Genomic DNA, 23,974 nt, shown 5'->3' with positions numbered 1-23,974 from the left:
TGGTGGAAGAGCGTTCCCAGGCAGAGCCTGGGAACGAGGGAAACGAGAGAAGATTGAGAAACCTCGACCTGACCGTCGGGCGTCGCTGAGAAGATCGGGAGATTTGAGATGTCTGCATCGCTGGCAATCGACCCGGACGAAGTGGACCGGACCGATCATGGACTGCCGCCCGTCGTCGAGCAGATCCTGCGGCCGATCGCATCGCTGAAGCTGACGGTCGGGCTGTTCGCCGCGGCGATCTTCATCATCCTGGCCGGTACGCTGGCGCAGGTTGACGCCGACATCTGGCAGGTCATCAACGAGTATTTCCGGACGGCGATCGCCTGGATTCCGCTGCAGATCTTCTTCCCGCCCTCGTTCTTCCCCGGCATGCCGAAGATCTCCGGGGGCTTCTACTTCCCCGGCGGCTGGCTGATCGGCGCGGTCATGTCGTTGAACCTGTTGGCGGCGCACCTGATCCGCTTCCGCGTGCAGGCTTCGGGCGGGCGGCTGGTTTCGGGGCTGATCGTGCTGCTGGCGGGGATGGTGCTGACGTATGCCGTCATCCAGAGCGGTTTCAACAAGGATGGCGTCCAGGAAGATCACTGGCTGTCGTATCGCGTCGTCTGGATCGTGTTTCAGGCGAGTCTGTTCTGCGGGCTGTTCGGGGCGGCGGCGGGCTGGTTTATGACGGAGCCGTCGCGCAAGACAACCCGCTGGCTGCTGGCGGGCGCCACGGTCGTCCTGGGGACCGGGATCGCTGCGATGTTCTACGCCGGGCTGCTGAATCAGCCGGGGGACGCCTCGATGCGGATTCTGTGGCAGCTCACCAAGAGCGGCGCGGCGGCGGCGGCGCTCCTCGCCGGCTGCATTCTCGTATTCCGCAAGCGCGCAGGAGTCGTGCTGCTGCACGGCGGCGTCGGCCTGATGATGTTCGGCGAACTGCTGGTCGGCATGTCCGCCGTCGAAGGCCAGATGCACCTCAAAGAAGGCGAAGTCGTCAACTACGTGCAGGATATCCGCACGGTCGAGCTGGCCGTCGTCGATCCGTCCGATTCGCAGAAGGATCGCGTGACGGTCATTCCGAGAAACGTCCTCGCCGCGGCGGCGGACTCGAAGCAGCCGATCAACGACGAGAGTCTTCCGTTCCGGGTGCAGGTCGATCAGTTTCTGCAGAACTCGGACGTGCGTCGCGCCCGGCCGGCGGACGAGAAGAACCCGGCTACCGCAGGGCTGGGCAAAGAATGGATCGCCGATCCGGTGAAGGCCGGCACCGGTGTCGACACGGATTCCAAGGTCGACATGTCCGCGGCCTATGTGACGTTGTTGCCGAAGACGGGCGACACGCCGATCGGGACGTATCTGGTCGGCATTCTGTTTTCCAGCAGCGGGGCGGCCGACACGGTCGAAGTCGACGGCAAGCCGTACGAGATCTCACTGCGGTTCAAGCGGATGTACAAGCCGTATTCGGTCAAGCTGGTCGATGTTCGGAAGGACGACTACGTGGGGACCGATACGCCGCGGAACTACTCCTCCGACGTGCAGCTTGTCGATCCCGACCGGCATGTCGATCGCCCGGTTCACATCTGGATGAACAATCCGCTGCGGTTCGCAGGTGAGACGTTCTACCAGAGCGGCTACTTCAAAGACGCTTCGACCGGGGTCGAGCAGACGACACTGCAGGTGGTTTCGAACACGAGCTGGATGATTCCCTATGTGAGCTGCATGATCGTGGCCCTGGGGATGCTGGCCCACTTCGCGATTACGCTGATGCGGTTCCTGAACCGGGCGGAGCGCGCGCCGGGAGCGCCGATCGAAGTTTCCGTCGCAAAGAATCTGCCCGAAGGGGTGGCCCGGCCCAAGGCAGTTGAGCCGGTTATCGAAACGGCCGAGGCGCCGGTCTGGATTGCCTATGGCATCCCGGCGGTCGCGCTGGCGATCGGCCTGGCGGTCATCGCCGTCGGTCTGACGCCCCGTAAGCCGAAGGACGATCAGCTCGACTTGAGCCGGTTCGGCGAGATTCCGGTGATCTCGCAGGGACGGGCGAAGCCGCTCGACACGCTGGCGCGTCACAGCCTGCTGGCGACGTCGTCGCGAGAGACGTTCAAGGACGCCAACGACAAAACGCAGCCGGCGATTCGCTGGCTGATGGATCTGCTGACCGACCGCGAAGCCGTCCTGGACCATCGGACGTTTCAGATACCCAATCTCGAAGTCCAGCAATTGCTGGGGCTGGAGCCGCGCGAGCACTTCCGATACTCACCGACCGAGTTCCTGCCGAAGCTGAAGGAGCTGACCGAGGAGGCCGAGGCTGCCCGTGCGAAGCCGGCGGAACAGTTGTCGGTGAAGGAACGGAAGATCCTGGAGCTGGAGCGGAAGTTGGGGATTCTGGATCTGCTGTTCCAGTCGTTCACGATGCCGCCGATCCGGACGGACGCCGACCATCTCGCCCAGGATCTGCTGGGAGCGATTCAATCGCAGCAGCGGCTGCTGAAGCGGAGCACTCCGCCCCCGCTGGCGATTCCGCCGATGAAGTCCGCGATGGAGAAGCCGGAAGGCGAGCGATCCCCGCTGGATTCCGCCGAGTGGGAGACGTACGCCAACGCGGCGGTGAAGGACATCATCAAGAGCCAGTTCAAGAGCGAGTCGCGGAACCCCGCGTACGAAAAGTTCGAGGCGATCCTCGCGGCGTATCGCGAGAAGGACGCCAAGTCGTTCAACGCGGCGATCGACGACTACATGGCCTATCTGAAGGCCGGGGAGTACCCGGGGCTGGATCTGCCGAAGTCCGAGTTCGAGGCGTCGTTCAATCGCTTTGCCCCGTTCTTCCTGTCGCGCTGGCTGTATGTGTTTGCGTTCGTGCTGGCGGCCTTTGGCTGGCTGACGCTGCCGAAGACCTTCACGCGGGCGGCGGTGTGGCTGACGATTCTGATTCTGATGCTGCATACGTACGCGCTGGTGGGCCGGATCTACATTTCCGGACGACCGCCGGTCACGAACCTGTATTCGTCCGCGGTCTTCATCGGCTGGGGCGGAGCGGTGCTGGCGCTGATTCTGGAACGGATCTTCCGCAACGGACTCGGCGTCGTCGTGGCGACCGTCGCCGGCTTCCTGAGCCTGGGCGTCGCGGAACACCTCGCCTCGGACGGCACCGATACCTTCGCCGTGCTGCAGGCGGTGCTCGACACGCAGTTCTGGCTGTCGACCCACGTCGTCTGCATTACGCTCGGCTACTCGACCACGTACCTGGCGGGGCTGCTCGGCGTATTGTTCGTCGGCCTGGGAGTCTGCACGCCGCTGCTGAACGGCAAATTGTCCCGCGATCTCGTGCGGATGATCTACGGCACGCTCTGCTTCTCGATCTTCTTCAGCTTCGTGGGAACCGTGCTGGGGGGACTGTGGGCGGACGATTCGTGGGGCCGTTTCTGGGGCTGGGATCCCAAAGAGAACGGCGCGCTGATCATCGTCCTGTGGAACGCCCTCTGCCTGCACGCCCGCTGGGGCGGCATGGTGAAAGATCGGGGGCTGGCGCTGCTGGCGGTGGCGGGAAACATCGCCGTGAGCTGGTCGTGGTTCGGCGTCAACGAACTGGGCGTCGGCCTGCACTCGTACGGCTTCCGCGAGGGCCTGCTGATGTGGCTGGGCGTCTTTGTCCTGTCGCAGCTCGCCGTCATCGGACTGGGCAGCATCCCCCGCCAGTACTGGCTGAGCCGGAAGTCGGCGGACTGAGACCGGGGCCGATAGATCAGTTCCGGAACCGATGGTGAATTCGCCGGGTGGCTGGGGTCGAGTCTTCGAGCCCCCAGAAATTCGCGCATGGACCGGGGACGGCCCCAAGCGGCCGTCCCCAGTCTCCAGTCTTCGACTCGATCTGCGCGAGACGCTGCGCCAGATCCTTGTTATCGCTCCCATTTCCAGCCGGTGACGCCCGGCAGGTTGCGGATGCAGGGGGCGGGCCAGCCCCCCTGCGAGAGGGTGACAATCGTATTGGCGGCCATCGTCAGCGTGTCGCGCTGCGATTCGTGATCGAGGCCGGCGATGTGGCCGCTGAGCATGACATTGCTCATCGACAGGAACGGGCTCCCGGTGGGCAGCGGTTCGACGGCAAACACGTCCAGACCGGCCGCTCGTAGGTGTCCCGACTGCAGCGAGGCGATCAGGGCCGGCTCGTCGACCAGCGCGCCGCGGGCGGTGTTGATAAAGACCGAGCCCGGCTTCATCAGCGCGAACGTCCGGGCGTTCATGATCTGCTTCGTCTCCGAACTGACCGGCAGGTGCAGCGAGACGTAGTCGGATTGCTGGAGGAGATCCTCGAAGCCGACCATCCGGATGTCCCACTGCTCGGCGAACTCGACGGGCGGGAACGGATCGAAGGCCACGACCTTCAGGCCGACGCCGCGGGCGCGCGTGGCGACGGCCCGTCCGATGCGGCCGAGTCCCACGATTCCCAGCGTCGAGCCCATGATTCGCGGAGTCTCGCGCCGCGTCCACTTGCCGACGCGGACTTCCTGGTCGCGAACGGGAAATTCGCGCGCCAGACCGAAGAGAAAGGCGAACGTCTGCTCGGCGACGGCATGGTGGTTGACGCCCGGCGTCGTCGCCACCACGATCCCCAGCCGGTCGCAGGTCGGGACGTCGATCGCGTCGAAACCGACCCCCGTTCGGGAGAGGACCCGCAGCTTCGGCAACTGTTCGAGCAGGTGCGGCGGATAGGATTCCGAACCGGCGACGACGGCCTCGCAGTTCTGCACGACCTTCAGCAGGTTCGCCGGCTCGTACAGGTTCAGATCCCGCGGCGGATGCAGAATTTCAAAGCCCGCGGCTTCGAGAATCGGAATGTGCGGACCGGTTTCGGTATTCAACGACGTACAAAGCACCCTGGGCACGGCGGAAATCCTTGGTGAAAGCGTGAGAGACTGCGGCGTCGCAACGTCCGAAGGCGCAGCAAGCGTAGCGAACCGCCGATGCGTCGTCGAGGTTTCCGCATCCCGGCGGGCCGGCCCCGAACGCACGACGCACATTGCGCCCTGGCGGTTATCGGATGCATCCTGTGCCGGGAAAGTCGACGTTGTTCGTCGGCCGCCCTGCCGTTCAATCTTGCGCTGATGCAGCCGCGGGGCCGTCCGACCATTGCGGCCGCCTTGCAGGTGCTGCGGGACGACAGCGAGTATCGGAGCCTCGTGCGCTGATTGGCCATCAGCGCGCGGCGGTGAGCGTCAAACAGCAGTCATGCAGGTGAATTCAAATCCGGTGACCGGTTATCGGCCGATTGGATTCACGACTTCCCAGACACCCGCGGTAAAGAACAACAGCAGGCATTCGTCTGCCTTCCGAACCATCCGATCCGGATCGTACAAGAGCACGTGCGCCTGGATTGTGTCCTGCTCAATGTAGCCGAATTGGACCGTGCACGGGCTCGAAAGCAGGGTAAATGCGTCGGACCGCTGCGGGCTTCCAGCGGTGTGGAATGTCAAAACGAGAAAATCGTTCTCTGCCTCTAGGATTAGCTCGACTTCGAACTGCGACTTGAAGGCCTCGATGGCTGCGTCAAACTCATCCTGCTTTGCCGTTCCGAACAGCTCGATGTAAAGAACGTGTCCGTGGTAGAAACTGAGATTGCGGCGCAACAGGTGCTCAGACGCTCTCGCAGAACCAGCGTCAAAAAGCAACCGGCAAAGCCGTAGACACTCGTCATCAGATTCTTCGCCGCGGTTCATGAGATTGACCAGTCTCGCGATTTCCCTGGCTGCTTCAGGGTCTGTCTCGGCGAGCGCAACCAAGTCCGTTTCGCCGATGTTCGCAGCCGGGATCCCATGATCCATTCGGTCATTCATCCTTACGGTGCCCTCTGGTCGTATAAGCTCATTCTTCGCTGATCGTTGCGAGAATACTCGCCGTCGAGCGACTGTGGAATATACCGGAGGCGTTGAGTTCTGTCTCGCGAGTCTGGTCTCCACGGAGGAGATCCCGCGCGCTGATGGACGATCAGCGCGCACCCGCCAAATGTTAGCCTCGTGCTGCGAACATGCCGCGACCGCCATTCGCGAGTAACGCGCGTTTGTACTCCATCGAGTCGGTGTCGGGGCAGGTCAAGACGGCCCGCTGGAACTCCTCAGGTGGCTGATACCAATGAGCGGCGATGTAGTGTATTGCCAGCTCTGGCATGGCATAGATCACGCCGTCGCCCGGAATCAGAAGGTTCCGCGAGCCTCCGGGGCCATCAAATTGGCAGAGGTCGCACTGATGGATCCCCGGGATCGCGGCTATCTGGAGGGCCCGAGACGTGAGGACCTTTAGGCGCTCGAACAACGACTCTTCAACGTCACCCGTCGAGAACGGCTGGCCGCCCCTCAACCAGCCGATCGCTCGAAGAACGGATTTGTGCTCCTTCCCGAAGTAGTCGAGCGGCTGCAAGTCGGCGTAAAAGGTCATGTAGTTGCCCGGCTGACTCGGTTTTAGAACGTTCCTGCGTGTCTCGCTAAGGCCGAAGGCTTGCGGCGTAACGCACAGACAACTGGTCGTTGCAAGTCGCAAGTTTAGCAGGGAGTTTCTTCTCGGTAACAGTGTTTCGAAGTTGACGGGTCGCTCCCTTTGCATTCCCGATCGCATCTGGCCCCTGCGCGCTGATAGTTAATCAGCGTCGTTTCCCTCCCCCCGGTCGTGAGGCCAGGATCTCGTCCCCATGCGCGCTGATCGACAATCAGCGCGCAAAAGAAAACCGCGGGATGGCATCTTTGCGGCCCCGCGGTTGAACTCTCTCGTTTCGCGACCAGCCCAACAGAGCGTGGGGCAGGACCTTTCAACGTGGTTTCGTGCGGAATCAGAAGAGGCGCAGCGGGCCGCCGCGGTCAGTTTAACTTCATCCGCAGCGACTTGATCCCGATGTTCTGAGCGCCGTACTGCGGTGAGAACGTCCCGATCGCCACGTGCCCTTCCGAGTAGTTCGGCATCGCTTCGTCTCTGAAGACGTAGGCTCCTGCCGCCTGCAAGGAAATTGTCTTGTCCTTCACGCGGACTCGCAATGGGCCTTCGCCTGAAGCGTCTTTTGTCGCCAACCTCCGGACGCTGTTCGCGTCAAATTGGCCGCCAACGATTTCGACGACATACCAGAACGATCCGCTGACGCGGAGTTTCGTGTCGTAGATCATGTAGCCCGACTTCGATTCGATGTCCCAGCCGACGAGCATCAGCCAGCCGCCAGCCCCCTCCAGGCTGACAATTCCCTCCAGGTCAAAGTCTTGGGCCGGAGGCAGGTGCAGGAGGGCGGTATTCCCGAATTCGCGACGGAGATACCCGCCCCGCACGATGAACTCCCCGTCGGTGTTGAAGTCTCCGGGGTGATGCGCGTCGATCTTCGGACATGTGAACGAGTAGCCCTTCGGAAAGTTCCAGACCGGCATTTTCTCCGGAATCGGTCCTTCGCCGGTCGCTTTGCCGTCGAACACGACCAAGTTGGTCCATCGCTTGGTCAGCTTGATGTCAGGTCGCTCCGACTTGTCGTCGTCCTTCTGCTCGGCCTTTTTCTCAGGCGGCGCCGCGGTCAAGTCCGCCTGTCCAAGCGTGAAAATGCTCCCGAGCAAAGCGCCGACCGCGATGCTTCGTACGAGAGTACGTGTGCGGGGGTTCTCGAAACGTGAAGACAGCAACAGGTCGGACTTGATGGGTGAGTGTCGATCAGCCATTGAGAGACTCCTGCTGAGAATTCTGACAATTCCAGCACATACCACCAGACCAATGGACGCAGGTCAAGGGGCGCGCGTCGCTCCGACGTCCTGCCTCAGCCGAGGAGTCGTTCGACGCAGACTTCTGCGGGGACGGTAACAGCCGAGGAGCTGTACCGGGCGATTCTGTGTGCTCAGCAGCAGTTGCTGAGCGAGGTGCTGGATGTGGAGTCGTGGGCAGGGCGGCCGTTACGACGCGCCAATCCGACGGCTCATCAGCAGCTCGCCCGATTCGACGCTCCCACCGGGCCAGGCGTCTGTCGGAACCGGCGCGAATCCCAGACGCTCCAGCAATCCCCGCGAACGCACGTTCTCTTCCTTCAAGACGGCCCAGAACATCTGCACGCCATACTCGCCGACCAGTTCCTGAATCATCGCCTCGACCGCCCGCCCGGCGAAGCCCTTTCCCCAGCAGGAACTCGACAGCGCATAGGCGATGCCGGCGCTGCCATCGTCGCGGACCGTGGCCTGCACGTAGCCAATGGAAGGTCCCCCGGCGAGTCGGATCACCCAGTTCAGCCAGCGCTCCCGCCCATCGGGCGACCGCCGGGATTCGAGCCTCAAAAATCGCGCCCGCAGCCACTCCTCCGACGCCGGCGGCTCCAGCTCGTACTCGTAAAGCGCCGGATCGGAAAGGACGGCGAACATCTCCGCCGCATGCGCCGCAACCTGCGGCTCCAGAATGAGCCCGTCAGCATCGAGCGTCTTCATGCCGATCCCATCAAACGACAACCCCCGCAATTCCCTCGTTCCCAGGCTCCGCCTGGGAACGCACTCTTCAGACGCTCCGAGCCTGTGATTTTTTCCGCAGTTCGCTTGGCACGATTCTTCGGAGGGCGCGACAACGGGCGGCAGGAATCAGCCCGCGCCCCGCCCTCAGTCTGTTCACGGCGTCCCCCGGTTTCAACGCCGGTGCGGGACGAGGAGGCCCAGCGGGGGAAAGGACAGGGCCAGTTCGCTCCGAGGAAAGGGGACACGCCGGTCATTGCCCGCTGGCGGGAGGGGGGCGGCTCCGTGACGGTTGGGGGGAAAGGATCACAGACTCGGAGCGTCGGCGGCTACGACCTGGCCACCGGGAAAGAACGCTGGACGGTCCGGAGGATCTCGCGAACAGTCTGCATGACGCCGTCGGGCGGCGATGACGGCTGCCTGTATGTCGCCGGCGGGGCGGCCGGCGGGGACGTGGGAGGCGACCCGCTGGTGATCCTCCCGTTCGAGGAGATCATCGGGACGTCCGACAAGAATCAGAACGGCGGCTTCGAAGAAAGCGAACTGGGAAAGCGAACTGGAGTCGGGCGCGATCGAGCAGCGGTTTACTCAGATCGATCGCAACAAGGACGGTGCGATCACGCGGGAAGAATACGAGCACTTCCGCAGTCTGGCCGGAAGCGGCCGCAATCTGGTTCTCTCGATCCGCCCGAGTCCCGGAGGGGAAGCGACCGAGACGCACGTTCGCTGGCAGCAGGCGAAACTCGTTCCGTTCTGCGCTTCGCCGCGGCATGTCGACGGACTGGTCTTCACGGTCAAGGACGGCGGAATCGCCTCATGTCTGAGCGCGGCCACCGGTAAGCCGACGAAGCAGCGCCGACTCGAAGCGAACGGGAACCATTATGCCTCCCCCGTTGCGGCGGACGGCCGGGTCTACCTTCGCACGGCCAAAGCGCTCTACCCGCTGGGAAGCCGTTGATCGGCGTTCGCTGCCGTCGACGACACGGCGACCATCGGCGCCCCCTCGCGCTCCGACGGAGGAGTTTCGGGCAGGATCACTGTAATCGTGGTCCCTTCGCCGAGCCGGCTGGCGACTTTGACGGTTCCGGAGTGATTCTGGATAATCGCGTTGCAGATACTCAATCCCAGTCCATTGCCGCGCTGCTCCGGCCCGCGCCGCCGCGCGCGATCGACCTGATAAAATCGTTCGAAAATACGGGGGACATCGTCGGCGGGAATTCCGGCGCCGGTGTCCTGCACCTGCAATTCAGCGAGATCTTCGATCAGCGAACGGAGCCTCACGGTCACCGTTCCCCCCGCGGACGTGAATTTGATCGCGTTATCGACCAGGTTCGTCACGAGCTGTCGCAATTGGCGTTCTTCGCCCCAGGCGGTCACGTTCGAGTCGCATTGCGACACCAGGGAGACTCCCCGTTCCTCGGCGACCGGGCCGAACATTTCGACGGTTCGCTCGACGATTTCGTTCAGCAGGACCGGCGTTTTTCCGAGCTGAGAGACTCCCGCTTCGCTTTCGGCGAGCTGCAGCAACTGGTTGACGAGGAGCGACAGATGCCGACACTCGTCATCGATCGAATACAGCAACTCCTCGTACTCTTCCGGGCTGCGCGACTTCTGGAGCGTGACTTCGACGGAGCTCATGATCGCCGTCAGCGGCGACCTCAATTCGTGAGCCGCGTTGGCGAGAAAGTCGCGATTTCGTCGGATGTATTCGGCGATCTGGTCCAGGAACTGATTGATTTTGTAGGCCAGTTGATCGAGCTCGTCGCCGACGCCGCGGAGCGGAATCCGCTCGTCCATTCGACTGGGCCGGAGTCTCTCGGTGAGGCGGATCAGGTTCTGCAGCGGATCGATGGCCCGTTCGGCGAGCAGGAATCCGCCCATGGGCGCCAGGAGCAGAATCATCAGTCCGACCGGGGCCAGAACTGCCGTCAGCCGTTCGACGTCCTTGGTGACGAACGTCAGGGGCGTGCCGACGCGCAGATAGTACTCCGGCAGCTTCGAGCTCTTAAGCTTGCGCTCGACCGACATCATCGACTCGGAGGTCCAGACCGTGTAGTCGGGACCCGCCCGCAGCAGTTGCGGGAGAGGGGATTCGGCCGCATTGTCGCTGGCCCAGATCGTCCGGCTGCGTTTGACGTCGAGCCAGCGGATGTGCCAGTCGCTTGCTTTGTGGCCGTCGGCGATCCGCTGCAACTGGACGATGGTCTGCGCCTCGTCCGGATAGACGGCCTCGATCGCCAGCAGCGCAACTTTGGCTTCTTCGTTGAGGACGCTTTCAATCTCGTTCGTGAGGTAAAACCGGAGCCCTTCGCGTACGCCGTAGAGCGCGACCACCACGGCGATCAGCACAACCAGCGTGTTCCAGAAAACCAGCCGGGATCGGAGCGTGCGGAAGACGACAAACCAGGATTGGTCAGGCGGCCGGTAGGGCATATCCGCGACCCCGCACTGTCTTGATGAACGAGACGTCGCGTCCGCGGTCGAGCTTGTTGCGGAGCCGGTTGATGTGGACTTCGATCACATTGGTGGTGCCGTCCCAGTTGAAGCCCCAGACATGCTCGCAGAGCATCTTGCGGGTCACAACCTGGCCGGCATAACGCATCATCAGCTCAAGGAGGCTGAACTCGATCGGCGTCAAATCGACGTCGACGCCGCCGCGCGTCACTCGTCGCGTGGTCAGGTCCAGCGTGAGGTCGCCGACGGAGACGATCGCCGCGGGGCGGACGCTGGTCCGGCGAGTGACCGCGTGCAGACGAGCCAAGATCTCTGCGAACTCGAAGGGCTTGACGATGTAGTCGTCGGCGCCGGTGTTCAGGCCTCCAACACGCTCCTCGACCGAACCCAGGGCCGTGACGAGAATGACCGGGCAGAGGACTCCCTGGCCGCGGATCTCCTTAAGGACTTCCAGCCCGTTCTTCTTCGGCAGCATCTGGTCCAGGATGATGGCGTCGAACTGCTGCGAGCGCGCGGATTCAGAACCGGCCTGGCCGTCCTGAACCCACTCGGCCCGGTGCCCGGCTTCGGTAAAGCCTTTGACGAGCGCCCGGCCGGTCACCGCGTCGTCTTCGATGATCAGGACCTGCATCTGTGGTTTCCCGTCCAGGATCAGTTCCTCCACAACCTGACAAGAAGTGTAGCACAACCCGTTACCAGTGTAGTACCCCCGAGCGGCTCGTCTGCCCCGCTCGCCTCGCTTCTTCGCAAGGTTCTCGGACGGGGACCGCGCGGCAGCGGCGCCCAGACCGGTCCGCAGTTTGTCGGATGCCGCGGTCATCAACGCGAGCGGCCGGCGTGGAGTCGATTCCTCCGCGACCGGCCTCTCCGCACCGTTCCGGTCCGCGGGTGCGGCAGTTAGAATCGGGACGTTCCCCGATCGTCTTTCTGCATGGCTGCCGCAAGAAGAGAATTTTCCATGACCGAGTTTCGCACCGAACACGATTCAATGGGCCAGGTTCAGGTTCCCGCCGGCGCCTACTACGGCGCCCAGACGCAACGGGCCGTCGAAAACTTTCCCGTCTCCGGCTGGGCGTTGCGACCGGAGCTGATTCGGGCGATGGGGCTCGTGAAATGGGCCTGCGGCGTCGCCAACCGGGACCTGGGAAAACTGACCGGGACCGGCAAGAACCCGCTCAACGACGCCCAGGTCGCGCAGATGCTCGAAGCCGCCCGGGAAGTCGCCGGCGGAAAGTTCGACGGCGAGTTTCCGATCGACGTCTTTCAGACGGGGTCGGGCACCAGCAGCAATATGAACTGCAACGAAGTGATCTCGAACCGGGCGATCGAGTTGGCCGGCGGAGACCGCTTTCAGGACAAAAAGCCGATTCACCCCAACGATCACGTCAACATGGGGCAGAGTACGAACGACACGTTCCCGACGGCGATTCATGTCGCCGTCGCGATGTCGATTCAGAGCCGGCTGATTCCGGCCCTCGAATCCTTCCGCGACGTGCTGCGGGAGAAGGCCCTGGCCTGGGACAAGATCATCAAGATCGGCCGGACGCATCTGGCCGACGCTACGCCGCTCCGGCTCGGGCAGGAGTTCGGGGGCTTCGCACGTCAGCTTGAGCTGTCGGTCGACCGCGCCCACAAAGCGCTCAAGCCGGTGCTGGAATTGCCGGTGGGCGGAACGGCCGTGGGGTCGGGAATCAATACGCATCCGGAGTTTGCGGGACGGGTCTGCAAAGCCCTGGCGGACGAAACGCAGTTGGGGTTTTTCGAAGCCGAGAACCACTTCGAAGGGAACGCCCAGCGGGACGGGCTGGTGGAATGCCACGGGCAGTTGCGGACGATCGCCGTGACGCTGTTCAACGTGGCGAACAACATCCGCTGGCTGTCGTCCGGGCCGCGCTGCGGATTCTTCGAAATCAAGCTGCCGGACCGGCAGCCCGGGAGCTCGATCATGCCCGGGAAAGTGAACCCGGTGATGTGCGAGAGTCTGATGCAGGTGGCGGCGCGCGTGATGGGGAACGACCAGACGGTCTCCTTCAGCGGTGCAACGGGGGGACAGTTCCAGCTTAACATCATGATGCCGGTGATGGGGCACGCCTCGCTCGAAAGCGTGGCGCTGCTGGCCCAGGGGACGCAGGCCTTCGTCGACCTGTGCGCCCGCGAGATGGAAGCAAACCCGGAAGCCTGCGAGGCCTCGGTCGAGCAGAGTCTGGCGATGGTGACCAGCCTGAACCCGTACATCGGTTACGAAAAGGCCGCCGCCCTCGCCAAAGAAGCTTTCAAGACGGGTAAGACCATCCGCGAACTGTGCCGGGAACAGAACATTCTTCCGGACGACGAACTGGCGAAAGCGCTCGATCCCTGGAGCATGACCGAACCGCAGGCATAGGAGGCGGGCTTCGAACCTCGTAGAAGCCGACGGACTGTCGGGATTCGCTCAACACGCCGAGTTGTCGGCGGCTGGAACGTCTTCGCGAAACCCCGGTCGAGCGCCTGCCCAGCAAGGCAGGCGTTCTCGTCGGCTGCGTCAGACGGCAATCGGTTCGGCCGCCGCTCGCAGGACCGCAATCGGTTCGGCGATCGGATCGCTGTGACGAAACGTCCGAAGCTTATGCAGATGGTCTTCGGTCAGCTCGGTGCCGGATTTCAGCAGCAACAGGCCGCGTGTCGTCGCGACGTGTCCCGCAAGCACCATTCCCGCCCGGAGGTCGCGCAAACCGACCTCCGCCGGCTCCGGCGCGTCCAGTTCGTCCTTCAGATGCGCCTCTAGGGCCTCAACCAGACGCGGATCGAACTGTTCGCCGCCGTGGAGAACCACTTCAGCCAGCGCCGACGCAGGCGAAGACTGCGCAAACCGCGTCCGGCTGTTGAGCGCGTGGTCGTACGCATCGCAGACGGCGATGATGCGCGCGCCCAGCGGTATCTGACTCCCCGCGAGACGGTCCGGATAGCCGGCGCCGTCCCAGCGCTCGTGATGACCGCGGACCAGCGGCGCGGCGTCGCTCAGATTGGGAACCATGCCGGTGATCCGCTCCCCTTCGACGACATGCCGCTTGAGCATCTCCCGCTCGGCCTGATTCAAGGCGGCGAAGTCTCGCGAAACCAGTTCGGCTGGCAGGGCCGTCATCCCGATATCGTGCAGCAGCGCGGCCGCATAAATCGTAAAGACCTCCTCGCGGCTCAGGCCCAGCTCTTCGGCCAGCGCCTGAGCCAGGCGGGCGACCCGTTTGCTGTGGCTGCCCACCACGGGACTGTGCATCTCGCCGAGTTGAGCGATGACGAAGATCGACGCCGCAAAGCCTCGGCGCAGGTCCTGATTCAGTCGGGTGATCTCAGCCGTCCGTCCGGCCACGCGGGCTTCGAGATTCTCATTCAGTTCCCGCAGCTCCGCGTTCTGGCGCTGCGTCAGCTCCTGCAGCCGACGGTTCTCGGCGCGGAGATTGTAGCTGGCGACGGCGTCGTTGATCTCGCGACGCAGGACGTCGTCCTCCCAGGGCTTGGTGAGAAATCGGGAGACCGAGCCGCGATTGATGGCGTCGATCGCCGCGTCCTTGTCGGCATACCCGGTCAATGTGATGCGCACGGCATCGGGCGCAATGGACCGCGTCTGCTCCAGCAGTTCCGTTCCCGAAATCTCGGGCATTCGCTGGTCGGAAATGATCACCGCGTACTCCTGCGCCTGGATCGCCCGGAGAAGCTCGGCAGGCGACGAGGTCGACGTCACTTCGACGGGTTCGCGACGAAGAACGCGTTCGAGAGCCCGAAGCACGCCCGGTTCGTCGTCGATCAGCATCACGCGGTTGCAAGGCATCTCATTGCTCCTCACGAAGCGCGGTTGCCGATGCCTGAGGCGTCGAGCGGTCGGATTCGCCCAGTCTCTCAAGACGGCTGCGAATCTCGTCGGACTCGAGCGGCGGACGAAACGCGGAGCCGCAGCTCCCGTAAACGTGGCAGGCCTCCGCAACTTCAGCCGGCAGGTTCGAAGCCAGATCGTTGAGCTGTTCGAGCGTCAGCGACGATCGCAGCAGCGCTCGCAACGCCGCCGCGTCCAGGCAGGTATTGCCGCTCGCCCCGATTTCCAGCAGTTGCGCCAGGACATTGGCTCCCGCCAGCGCCAGGTCGATCGGCCCGTTCTGTCCCGGTTCGTGGTGCATCCGCACCACGCGGGTCAGCGAAGGCGGTAGGCCCCAGAGCTCGCAGAGCCGGCCGGCGATCTCGCCGTGATCGCAACCGAACGTCTCCCGTTCCAGCACCGCCGGGTCGCAATGCCGTTCCGCGGCGGCCGACAGCACCTGACAATACGTTTCGGCATCGATCGCCGCCAGGAACGGCTTTCCGAGGTCGTGAATCAGACCCGCGAGAAACGCTTCGTCGGCGTTGGCGGGGTCGAGGATCGTCGCGATGCGGCGCGCGGTGATGGCGACCGCCAGAGTGTGATCGAGAAAGGCGTAGTAGTTCAGACCGCTCGCGGCGGACAGCTTCAGTCCGAAGACCTCGTTCGCATCGGGATCGGGAAGCAGTGCCACTCCGACGGCCAGATTGCGGACCCCCTGAATGCCGAGAACGATCACCGCGTCCTTGATCGTCGACACCCGTCGACGGAGGCCGAAGAATGTCGAGTTGGCCAGCCGGACGATGCGGGCGGCGAGGACCGGATCGTACTCGATGAGATCGACGATCCGCTGCAGGGGAATGTCGCAGGTGCTGGAAATCGTCAGCAGCTCGCGGGCGACGCGCGGCAGCGGGCGGAGGCTGTGAAGCGCCCGCTCAATGTCCTCTCCAAGTCGACGTTCGCGAAGTTCGATCATCATCGACTCCCTCCGAGAATAATCAGACAGCCGCGAGTCTGCCCGTCCGAAGAGAGCCGCTGGAGAAAGACGTGAGCGTCGGCGCCGTCCGCCGGCGTTTCGAGCGACTGAAATTCAATCTCTCCCAGGATGCAACTGCGGGCGGCCGTCGCCAGCTCGGCCGGCAGAGATTGCACGAGGTCTTCGCCGGGAAAGATGTGATTCCAGGGAGCCGGCGCATCGGTCACGGCGTCGTTTCGCAGCGCCACCACGCCGTCCGAGCCGACCCCGATCACCGGCATCGGAATTCGGGAAAGGACTTCCTGAGCGAGCTGCAGGGAGCGGGTTCGCTCTTCGACGACTTCGGCGAGCCGCAGATTGAGCCGTTCGAGCTGCGAATTCTTGACCGCGATCTGCTCGGTCAGCCGGCTGTTCTGCCTGGCGATGTCGAACTGGCGGAGGCAGTCGCGGACGCCGTCGCGAAGGACTTCGTCATCCCAGGGCTTTGTGAGAAAGCGGAAAATGTGGCCGTGGTTGATCGATTCGAGGATGGTCGCGGCGTCCGCATACCCGGAAAGCACAACGCGAATGCTGTCGGGATGGAGTTGCTTGACCCGTTCGAGGAACTCCGTGCCGGACATCCCCGGCATCCGCTGATCGGAGATGATGACTTCCGGAGCGCAGGTCTGGAGGAGTTCGAGGCCTTCCTCGCCGCTCGAGGCCGTCAGCACCTGATAGTCCTCCTTGCGCAGCAGCCGCCGAATGGCGCGCAGGACGTTGACCTCGTCGTCCACGCAAAGAATGGTGGGGACGGTCATCAGGCCACCCCCTTTCGCGGCAGGATCACGGTAAAGGTTGTCCCTCTGCCAACCTCGCTGGCGACTTCGATGCGCCCGCCGTGCTTCTGGACAATTCCGTAAGAAATCGACAGCCCCAGGCCGGTCCCGGCCCCGACAGGTTTTGTCGTAAAGAACGGGGTAAAGAGCTTCGACAGGTTTTCCGGCGGAATGCCTTTCCCGGTATCGTTCACGGAGACGCAGATGTCGTCGTCATTGGACCATGTGGAAATCGTCACTTCGCCATGGTCGCCGATCGCCTGCGCAGCATTCATCAGCAGATTCATGAAGACCTGATTGAGCTGACCGGCGTAACAGCGGAGCCGGGGGATCTCGCCAAGTTTCAGCTTGACGTCGCACTTGTAACGCAGCTCGTTGGCGACGACTTTCAAGGTCGTCTGCAGGCTCTCGTTCAAGTCCGCCTCTTTGACTTCGGCCTCGTCGAGCCGGACGAAACTCTTCAGGTTCTGCACGATGTCCTTGACGCGCAGCAGACCTTCTCCGGAGTCGTCGAAAAGCTCGCCGATGTCGGCCAGAATCTCGTCGTAGCGTTCGCGGCTCTGGAAATCGCGGATTCTCGCGACGCTGCGGGCGACTTCCTCCCGATCGCCGGCGACGGCGGCCTCTGCCGTCGCCTGGTACCCCCGGATCACGGACTGAAAGACTTCGACGTATTCCTGCAGCGTGCCGAGGTTGCTGAGTACGTAGGCGATGGGATTGTTGATCTCATGGGCCACGCCCGCGGCAAGCTGGCCGAGCGATGCCATTTTCTCCGACTGGACAAGCTGAGTCTCCAGCTCCAGCCGCTTGGACACATCGCGGATGAAGGCGTTGATCAGCCAGACGTTTTCGGATTCCACGGCCGTCAGACAGACTTCCACGGGGATCGGCCGTCCTTCGTGATCGATGACGGCGGTCTGCAGCCGGCGCTGATGGGGAAATCCTTCCGGATTCCGACGGAACTGCTGCATCAGTTCGCCGCACGCGTCGCGATGCTGGGGAGGAACGATCGTGTCGAGAACATTGCTGCCGAGGGCATGGTCGCGGGGAAGTCCGAACATGCTCTCCGCAGAGCGATTCCATTCCATCACGGTGCCGTCGACCAGGATCGAAACGAACGCGTCCGGGTTCGAGTCGACGATCTGCCGCATCCGCTGCTGCGAACGGCGGACGGAATCCTCGGCCTCTTTAAGAATTCGGTCGACCTTCAATCGCTTGAGGAGCCGCTCCACCAGCGTCGGGAGCATTTCGCAGATGGCCCCGTCCTTGATCAGATAGTCGACGGCCCCGCGCTTCATCATGGAAACGGCGACCTGCTCGCTGCCGCGGGCCGTAATGACGACGAAGGGGGGAAGAATCCGGTCGGCCTGAAGACGATCGACAAGCTCTCCCGCCGAAATGTCCGGCAGCTCGTAATCGACGAGCACGAGGGTCACGGCCTCCGACTGCAGGATCCGCTCGGCCTCGGCCCCGTTGCTCGCAGTCAGGACTCGCACCGGCAGGATCGACAGACTCTGTCGCATGGCCTGTCGCTGCGCTCGGCTGTCCTCGATGAGCAGGATGGAGTCCATCCGCGGCGACGCGACGCGCTCCACCGTCGCCGACACGGGAGCCAGTGCAGTCATCGACGGCCTTTCGAAAATGCAGGGCGTCGACACGCCGGGGAGGCCCGCAGCAGAACCCGTGTGTCGACGCCCGCAAGAGCGGGGCGGAATCCGATGATTCGTTATGTTTTGGCGGGGAACTCGCGGGAAGCGTTCCGGTCTCGAGATCTTTGCCGATCCCCCGCGTCATCGCCGATCTGCGGAAGAAGTCTGCGGACTTTCTCGATCAGGGTTGAGTTGAGGAATGGTTTGCTCAGAAAGTCATCCGCCCCGGACTGCAACGCGCGGTCGATGGCGGACTCTCCCTCGCCCGACGCCACAAGCACGCGTGTGCTCCGGAAACGGGGCGAGTCCTTAAGGAACTCCAGGACTCCGAGGCCGCTCGTACCGGGCAGGTGCAGGTCCAGAGTGACGACTGCGGGCCGGAAGGTTCCCAGCAGGATGCCGGCGCGGAAACCGTCAGAGGCGACTTCGACCTCCAGACCCTGCCGCTCGAGAACGCGTCGCATGGCGCCGGCGACTTTCGGGCAGTCTTCCACAATCAGCACGCGCGAGCCGAGGGCCGAGAACTCGTGCGGGACCGGGAGCTCGTGCCGAAGCAGGAACTCCAGAAAATCCGTCACCAGAACTCGATTGTCCCCGCGCCCGGGGATCTGGTGGGCTTCCAGCTCGCCGCGCTGAATCCAGCGCAGAACCGTTCGAAAATGCACCTTGCAGTGCTCGGCAATTTCGCGCGCGGTGAGAGTTTCTTCGAGCGGCGTCAACGTAGACTCCTCGCTGCCACCGGCAACGTCGGCCAGATCCGAATTCCGATCCGGGGCGGGCGAGGCGAACCCGCGCGGAACCGGCATGCGTTCGAATCGACTGGAGCGCCGGGAATGATGAAGTATGTTCATCCCCCTGGTGAACGGTAGGTCGAAGCGAGAACTCGTCAAACCGTCGCGTCGGGAACGACGCCGTTTTTGTGACTTTCGTGACATCGGCGGGACATTCGGCCGGGCGCGTCCGCCACAACCCTCCCAATCGAAACTGGCGGCGTGACCCCAAGTTGCCGGCGCAGGGCCGGCTCGGGATTGGCCGTGCCGACCGTGAGGTCTACAATTCGCCTGAGCCGAGACGATACACTGCGAGCCCGGGATCTGCCGATGTACGCCATCACCGTCGAACTGGAATTCTGCTACGGTCACCGGCTGTTGAATTACGACGGCAAGTGCCGGTACCCCCACGGGCACAACGGCCGGCTTCAGCTCGCCATGCGCGGCGACCAGCTCGATTCGAACGGGATGCTGGTCGATTTCACGGTGCTCAAAAAGGACGTCAACGGCTGGATCGACGAAACGCTCGATCACCGGATGATCCTGCACGAGAGCGATCCGCTCGTCGCGTTTCTGCGGACGCAGAACGAACCGGTCTGTCCGATCCCGCATCATCCGACGACGGAGAACATCGCCCGGATGATTTTCGACTACTGCAAGTCGCGCGGGTACCCGATCGTCGAGGTCACGCTGTGGGAAACTTCGAAAAACTGCGCGTCGTACTCAGGCTGACGACGAGGGTGATCGCGGCGAGTGACGCGTTGACCGACAGACCGGGCTGCGCTTCTGGAGGCCTGCAGTTCGATGCTCCCGGCCCCCATCGAGCTCGGACGGAAAATCGGTTCTCCGTCCGATGAATCAACGGCCTCGGGGGCTCTCAGTCAGGCTTCATCTTCTTCTGCATCTCTTCCCACTTGGCGACCCACTTTTTCGGATCCTCCTCGAAGGCGGCTTTGCAGCCGGTGCAGCAGACCCAGTAGCTCTTGCCGGCATAGGAGACGGAAATCGTCCCGAGCCCCTGGGAAATCAGGCAGGTTTTGTCGCCGTAGTCCGTATCGCTGATCGCGAAGGACGTCCCTTCCCGCTGGGTATTGACGGTGTCGACGCGTTGAAATCGCCCGCTCCCCCGTTTGCGGTCGACTTCGACGATGTAGCGATTATTCTCCTGCTGGCCGATCGCAAGCTGCCACTGTTCGGGGGCGTCCTGCGGGACGACTTCTGTGAGCAGGAGCTTATAGGTCCGTTGCGGTTTCTGGTCGTCCCCCGGAACGTCCTGGACGGGTCTGGAGAAGACGCCGCGATAAACCCGGCGATTTCCCTCGCCATCCTTGACCGAAAACTCGTATTCCTGCGAGGCGGTCAGAAACGTCAGTCGGCCTTCGTGGATGTAGATTCCCTTGTCTGACGTGAGAACCAGCGCAGGCTGCCGCCGATCTGTCGTCAGATCCCAGACCCACTCCGGCTGATCGAGCACCGCTTTCCGCGACGTCCCGTTCCAGCGGCCCAGCAGAATCTGCAGCGGTCGCAAGGCCGCCATGACCGAATCAACGCGGGCCGCCTCGTCCACAGGATCAGCCGACGCTTCGCCGCCCGCCGACGTCAGATTGAGCTTGACCGGGGCCGCATGTCGACGGGAGGGAGGAGGAACATTGTCGTCGGCGGCCGCGACCGGTTCGGCGGCAGGCGCCGCCTGCTCACCGGCGGATTCTGCCTGTGGCGCCGTCGGGGTGGGAGTTGGCTGGCCGCAGCCTCCGAAAAGCAGCAGGCCCGCGCAGGACCAGTTTGCGACCGTTCGCAGGAGAATCCTCCGACTCATTGCCAGCTCCCGACCAGTCATCCAATTCACGGCCCCAGGTGACGCATCATGTTACACGGAGTTCGGCGGTCAGGGTTCGTCCGATTCCTGGAAGGAGGTTGAATTTTCTGCCGACGTTCCTCCTTCGGAACGCAACCGGCGTGCCGCAAAGCGGAGTTCTCCGAGAGATCTCCGGAAGTTGCTCAAAATGCTGAACTCTTGAATTCAGAACGAGATAAGTACGACTGGTGCGATCGTGTGAGTCCCTCTCAAGTCCGCTTGGCGAGTCTTCCGATCCCTCAGAAGCGGGCCAGGGTCCGTTTTTCCAACAGGGGTCGGAGTGGATGGCAGCCAGCGGATCGCAAGAGCAATTCCGGTTGGGATTTCTGACGGCCATTGAGGATCCGGAACGGGGCTACGTGGGCGGACTGCTGATCACCAACCGCTTCGGCCGGCCGCTGGAGTTCCAGTGCACCGCGCCGGTCAAACCCAACCGGACGCAGCAGATTCTCTACGGGCCAACCCTGAAGCCGTTCGTGCTCGGGGAGCTGATCGGCCGGACGCTGGTCGAAAAAGCCGGCGTGAAACCCCATCTCGTCCTGACGGAACACGACGACCTGCTCGATCTGCGGGACTATGTGTCCGTTCCCGTGGCGAGTTTGTCGGATCTGCCAATGGCGAAGTCCGGGGAATCCGGGCCGAAACGCCTCAAACTCGGGAACCAGTTGCTGACGTTCCACGGCGGACACGATGAAGACCGGACCGAAATCGAGCGGCAGGCGGCTCAGATTCCGTCGTCGGCGGATCTGAAGGAGCCGTTTGACCGGGTCCGCGAAGCGCTGACGGAGACAATCAAGGCAGCGACGGCCGCCCGTTGATTTGTCTGGAAACGTCGCACACGGATCGTGCGATCGATTGGGAATTCAGGAAGGCCCCCATGCAGCCGGAAACGACCGACTCGACGCGAATTACCGGCAGCGCCAACGAGGGAGTGCTGCGCGGCCCCCACATTCCGGCGGGGCAGTTTGCCGATGAAACGGCGCAGGGAACCCCCGGCGTTCAGCGGCTGGAGCTGGGGCTGAACTGCGACATCTACGCGGCAGGCCTCAACAGCGCTTTGCAACGGGCGCCCCGAATCGAGACCACGCTGATCGCGCTCCCCAAAGGAGTGACCCTCGGCCCCTCCTGGAAGCCGACTCGCCCGCGCGTTGTGACTTTTGGATTGACGTTTGCCGAAGGGACCGCCTTCCTCCCGCCGAAGTCTGAGAAGAAACCCGACGAAGAGCTCCGTTCGCTGGAGCCTCCCAAAGCGGACCTCCCGACCGTCGAGGAGGAGACCGGGGTCGAGGCGCCGAAGAAACAGGTCACGCGGATCAAGCCGCCAGCCAGCGCGATTTCGCTGGAGGACCGGTTGTTCTACGTGTTGCAGCCGCCGCTGCAGACCTGGCTGGCGGGCCAGGAACTGATCATGCCGTTCGAGCCCTTTCCCTATCAATACGAGGGGATCGGCTGGCTGTTTTCGCGGGATGCGGCCTTGCTGGCGGACGAGATGGGGCTCGGCAAGACGATGCAGACCATCACGGCGATCCGGCTGCTGATCCGCAGCGGCCAGGTCCGCCGGGTGCTGCTGATCTGCCCGAAGCCGCTGTTGCCGAACTGGCAGCGGGAGTTTCAGACGTGGGCGGAGGAATTGCCGTTCGTGGTGGTGGAAGGGGACACCGAGCGAAGGCGCATGACCTGGACGATGCAGGGGGTCCCGGTGTTGATCGCCAACTACGAGGCCATGGTTCGCGACTTCGCCTCGTTTCCGGAGGGCGAGTTTCCCAGCTTTGATCTGGTGGTCTTGGACGAAGCGCAGCGGATCAAGAACCGCGAATCGCGGACGGCCGTCACCGCCCGCGCCCTCCCCCGCAAGCGAAGCTGGGCTCTCACGGGGACGCCGATTGAGAATCGCCCCGAAGAAATGGGGGCGCTCTACGAGTTCATGGAGATCGTTCCGCCGGGCGCCAGTCCCGATCTGCGGCAGCTTCAGGCGCTGTCGAAGGAATTCGTGCTGCGGCGGACCAAAGACCTGGTCATGAAGGACATGCCCCCCCGGCTCGACCGGGACGCCCTGCTGGAGCTCAGCCCGGCCCAGCAGATTGCCTACGACATGGCCGAAAAAGACGGCATCGTGCACCTGAACGAGCTGGGAGACCAGATCTCCGTGCAACATGTGTTCGAACTGGTGCTGCGGCTGAAACAGATTACGAACTGGGACCCGCTGACCGGGGAATCGGCGAAGCTGGACCGGTTGCAGGCGGATATGGAGGAAATCGCCGCGAGCGGAGGAAAAGCGATCCTCTTCAGCCAGTGGACGCGCTGCCTGGACTGGCTGTACGAGCATACGAAGCAGTATGGGGCGCTGATCTATCACGGCGGCGTGCCGACGAAGAAGCGCGAACCCGTGCTGAAGAAATTCAAGGAGGATCCCGATTCGCACTTGATTCTGATGAGCTACGGCACCGGAGCCGTCGGGCTGAACCTGCAGTTCGCCGGCTACGTGTTCCTGTTCGACCGCTGGTGGAATCCGGCGATCGAGGACCAGGCGATCAACCGGGCGCACCGGATCGGCTGCAAGAGCCAGGTCATCGTGACGCGGTTCATTTCGACCGGCACGATTGAGGAGCGGATCGACCGCGTGCTGAACGAAAAGCGGGAGCTGTTCCGAACAATTCTCGGAGAGGGCGACAATACCAACGCCTCTCTGAGCCTCAACGCGTCTGAGATTTTCGGCCTGTTCGACCTGAAGGCCCGCAGCCCGAAAGGACCGCGGAGCATCGGGCCGAAGCCCCCTGATGCCGCCTAGCACGCCCGTTCACTTCAGCAAAGAAACGGGCAACATGCGGAGCTCGCGGGGTCGCGGAATCGAGACCAGCCCCGCCGTCCGTCTCTCATTATTGAGAAACCGTTCCGGCTATGTCGGTCCCGGGCAGATTCCGGCCCAAAGGGTTTCATGATTGCCGAACCCACGGGTCGCGCCGGCGCTTCACTGCGAGTTTCACCGCCTCAATCCGGTCGAGACTGACGGGTTCGCAAGCCGCGGAAGTCCTCTGCGAGTTGGAATTTATCGAGAGTGGGAAATCCTCGCAGAAGGTCGCAGTGGGCGTTGCTGTGTTGTTAGCAGAACTCTAGACTGCCGCGGTTGACGTCCCTCGGTTTCCTCAGGCTCCGCGCCCCGGGGAGCCGTTCTGGCTCCAGGGGCTGCACTTCGCGGCGAA

General features: G+C 63.2%; 18 protein-coding genes. 5 read left to right on the top strand and 13 right to left on the bottom strand.

Annotation, left to right across the window (positions count from 1 at the left end; all coding sequences use genetic code 11):
* Window positions 1-108: 108 nt before the first annotated feature.
* Complete coding sequence (locus tag SH412_RS25950; protein ID WP_336520948.1) at window positions 109-3,708, top strand: cytochrome c biogenesis protein; 3,600 nt, start codon at window positions 109-111, stop codon at window positions 3,706-3,708.
* Window positions 3,709-3,878: 170 nt separating this feature from the next.
* Here SH412_RS25950 and SH412_RS25945 read toward each other — a convergent pair whose 3' ends face one another.
* The 7 genes from SH412_RS25945 to SH412_RS25915 form a co-directional block, all read right to left on the bottom strand.
* On the bottom strand, window positions 3,879-4,865 hold the full coding sequence (locus SH412_RS25945) for a phosphoglycerate dehydrogenase (protein WP_336520947.1): 987 nt from the start codon (window positions 4,863-4,865) through the stop codon (window positions 3,879-3,881).
* A gap of 372 nt (window positions 4,866-5,237) precedes the next feature.
* Complete coding sequence (locus tag SH412_RS25940) at window positions 5,238-5,801, bottom strand: hypothetical protein (protein WP_336520946.1); 564 nt, start codon at window positions 5,799-5,801, stop codon at window positions 5,238-5,240.
* A gap of 184 nt (window positions 5,802-5,985) precedes the next feature.
* Window positions 5,986-6,411, bottom strand: a complete 426-nt coding sequence (locus SH412_RS25935; RefSeq protein ID WP_336520945.1) for a DUF7919 family protein — start codon at window positions 6,409-6,411, stop codon at window positions 5,986-5,988.
* Between the two features lie 416 nt (window positions 6,412-6,827).
* On the bottom strand, window positions 6,828-7,661 hold the full coding sequence (locus SH412_RS25930; protein ID WP_336520944.1) for a hypothetical protein: 834 nt from the start codon (window positions 7,659-7,661) through the stop codon (window positions 6,828-6,830).
* A gap of 228 nt (window positions 7,662-7,889) precedes the next feature.
* Window positions 7,890-8,432, bottom strand: a complete 543-nt coding sequence (locus SH412_RS25925; RefSeq protein WP_336520943.1) for a GNAT family N-acetyltransferase — start codon at window positions 8,430-8,432, stop codon at window positions 7,890-7,892.
* A gap of 933 nt (window positions 8,433-9,365) precedes the next feature.
* Window positions 9,366-10,862 carry a sensor histidine kinase gene (locus tag SH412_RS25920; protein WP_336520942.1) on the bottom strand — a complete coding sequence of 499 codons (1,497 nt, stop codon included), beginning with the start codon at window positions 10,860-10,862 and terminating at the stop codon, window positions 9,366-9,368.
* Complete coding sequence (locus SH412_RS25915; RefSeq protein WP_336520941.1) at window positions 10,843-11,514, bottom strand: response regulator transcription factor; 672 nt, start codon at window positions 11,512-11,514, stop codon at window positions 10,843-10,845. The genes SH412_RS25920 and SH412_RS25915 overlap by 20 nt, the downstream gene beginning before the upstream one ends.
* A gap of 327 nt (window positions 11,515-11,841) precedes the next feature.
* Between SH412_RS25915 and SH412_RS25910 the strand changes: the two genes are divergently transcribed.
* Window positions 11,842-13,266, top strand: a complete 1,425-nt coding sequence (locus SH412_RS25910) for a class II fumarate hydratase (protein ID WP_336520940.1) — start codon at window positions 11,842-11,844, stop codon at window positions 13,264-13,266.
* A gap of 138 nt (window positions 13,267-13,404) precedes the next feature.
* Here the strand turns inward: SH412_RS25910 and SH412_RS25905 are convergent, their stop codons facing one another.
* From SH412_RS25905 to SH412_RS25885, 5 genes are all read right to left on the bottom strand, one after another.
* Window positions 13,405-14,688, bottom strand: a complete 1,284-nt coding sequence (locus SH412_RS25905; protein ID WP_336520939.1) for a response regulator c-di-GMP phosphodiesterase, NosR family — start codon at window positions 14,686-14,688, stop codon at window positions 13,405-13,407.
* A 1-nt stretch (window position 14,689) separates the two neighbouring features.
* Entirely contained in the window at window positions 14,690-15,688 is a 999-nt protein-coding gene (locus tag SH412_RS25900; protein WP_336520938.1) for an HDOD domain-containing protein, read from the bottom strand.
* Complete coding sequence (locus SH412_RS25895; RefSeq protein WP_336520937.1) at window positions 15,685-16,482, bottom strand: response regulator; 798 nt, start codon at window positions 16,480-16,482, stop codon at window positions 15,685-15,687. Before SH412_RS25895 ends, SH412_RS25900 begins: the two co-directional genes overlap by 4 nt.
* Complete coding sequence (locus tag SH412_RS25890) at window positions 16,482-18,125, bottom strand: hybrid sensor histidine kinase/response regulator (protein ID WP_336520936.1); 1,644 nt, start codon at window positions 18,123-18,125, stop codon at window positions 16,482-16,484. Before SH412_RS25890 ends, SH412_RS25895 begins: the two co-directional genes overlap by 1 nt.
* 101 nt (window positions 18,126-18,226) lie before the next feature.
* Entirely contained in the window at window positions 18,227-18,955 is a 729-nt protein-coding gene (locus SH412_RS25885) for a response regulator (RefSeq protein ID WP_336520935.1), read from the bottom strand.
* Window positions 18,956-19,249: 294 nt separating this feature from the next.
* Here SH412_RS25885 and SH412_RS25880 point away from each other — a divergent pair, with 294 nt between their 5' ends.
* On the top strand, window positions 19,250-19,651 hold the full coding sequence (locus SH412_RS25880; RefSeq protein ID WP_336520934.1) for a 6-pyruvoyl trahydropterin synthase family protein: 402 nt from the start codon (window positions 19,250-19,252) through the stop codon (window positions 19,649-19,651).
* A 145-nt stretch (window positions 19,652-19,796) separates the two neighbouring features.
* On the opposite strand, the gene SH412_RS25875 is transcribed toward SH412_RS25880, so the two are convergent.
* A complete protein-coding gene (locus tag SH412_RS25875) occupies window positions 19,797-20,735 on the bottom strand; it encodes a hypothetical protein (protein ID WP_336520933.1) in 939 nt (312 codons plus the stop codon).
* A 323-nt stretch (window positions 20,736-21,058) separates the two neighbouring features.
* Here SH412_RS25875 and SH412_RS25870 point away from each other — a divergent pair, with 323 nt between their 5' ends.
* Entirely contained in the window at window positions 21,059-21,592 is a 534-nt protein-coding gene (locus SH412_RS25870) for a hypothetical protein (protein WP_336520932.1), read from the top strand.
* A 59-nt stretch (window positions 21,593-21,651) separates the two neighbouring features.
* Window positions 21,652-23,562, top strand: a complete 1,911-nt coding sequence (locus tag SH412_RS25865) for a DEAD/DEAH box helicase (protein WP_336520931.1) — start codon at window positions 21,652-21,654, stop codon at window positions 23,560-23,562.
* Window positions 23,563-23,974 lie beyond the last annotated feature (412 nt).

The sequence above is a fragment of the Planctellipticum variicoloris genome, from assembly GCF_030622045.1.
In the GTDB taxonomy this organism is placed as follows: domain Bacteria; phylum Planctomycetota; class Planctomycetia; order Planctomycetales; family Planctomycetaceae; genus Planctellipticum; species Planctellipticum variicoloris.
Note: the sequence above shows the minus strand (reverse complement) of the source record. Positions and strands in the feature narration are given on the sequence as shown.

Bases quoted from the DNA above. Each gene is read 5' to 3' on its own strand.
- SH412_RS25950 (WP_336520948.1), top strand. From the start codon at position 109: ATGTCTGCATCGCTGGCAATCGACCCGGACGAAGTGGACCGGACCGAT.
- SH412_RS25940 (WP_336520946.1), bottom strand. From the start codon at position 5,801: ATGGATCATGGGATCCCGGCTGCGAACATCGGCGAAACGGACTTGGTT.
- SH412_RS25935 (WP_336520945.1), bottom strand. From the start codon at position 6,411: ATGACCTTTTACGCCGACTTGCAGCCGCTCGACTACTTCGGGAAGGAG.
- SH412_RS25930 (WP_336520944.1), bottom strand. From the start codon at position 7,661: ATGGCTGATCGACACTCACCCATCAAGTCCGACCTGTTGCTGTCTTCA.
- SH412_RS25920 (WP_336520942.1), bottom strand. From the start codon at position 10,862: ATGCCCTACCGGCCGCCTGACCAATCCTGGTTTGTCGTCTTCCGCACG.
- SH412_RS25915 (WP_336520941.1), bottom strand. From the start codon at position 11,514: ATGCAGGTCCTGATCATCGAAGACGACGCGGTGACCGGCCGGGCGCTC.
- SH412_RS25910 (WP_336520940.1), top strand. From the start codon at position 11,842: ATGACCGAGTTTCGCACCGAACACGATTCAATGGGCCAGGTTCAGGTT.
- SH412_RS25905 (WP_336520939.1), bottom strand. From the start codon at position 14,688: ATGCCTTGCAACCGCGTGATGCTGATCGACGACGAACCGGGCGTGCTT.
- SH412_RS25900 (WP_336520938.1), bottom strand. From the start codon at position 15,688: ATGATGATCGAACTTCGCGAACGTCGACTTGGAGAGGACATTGAGCGG.
- SH412_RS25895 (WP_336520937.1), bottom strand. From the start codon at position 16,482: ATGACCGTCCCCACCATTCTTTGCGTGGACGACGAGGTCAACGTCCTG.
- SH412_RS25890 (WP_336520936.1), bottom strand. From the start codon at position 18,125: ATGACTGCACTGGCTCCCGTGTCGGCGACGGTGGAGCGCGTCGCGTCG.
- SH412_RS25885 (WP_336520935.1), bottom strand. From the start codon at position 18,955: ATGCCGGTTCCGCGCGGGTTCGCCTCGCCCGCCCCGGATCGGAATTCG.
- SH412_RS25880 (WP_336520934.1), top strand. From the start codon at position 19,250: ATGTACGCCATCACCGTCGAACTGGAATTCTGCTACGGTCACCGGCTG.
- SH412_RS25875 (WP_336520933.1), bottom strand. From the start codon at position 20,735: ATGAGTCGGAGGATTCTCCTGCGAACGGTCGCAAACTGGTCCTGCGCG.
- SH412_RS25870 (WP_336520932.1), top strand. From the start codon at position 21,059: ATGGCAGCCAGCGGATCGCAAGAGCAATTCCGGTTGGGATTTCTGACG.
- SH412_RS25865 (WP_336520931.1), top strand. From the start codon at position 21,652: ATGCAGCCGGAAACGACCGACTCGACGCGAATTACCGGCAGCGCCAAC.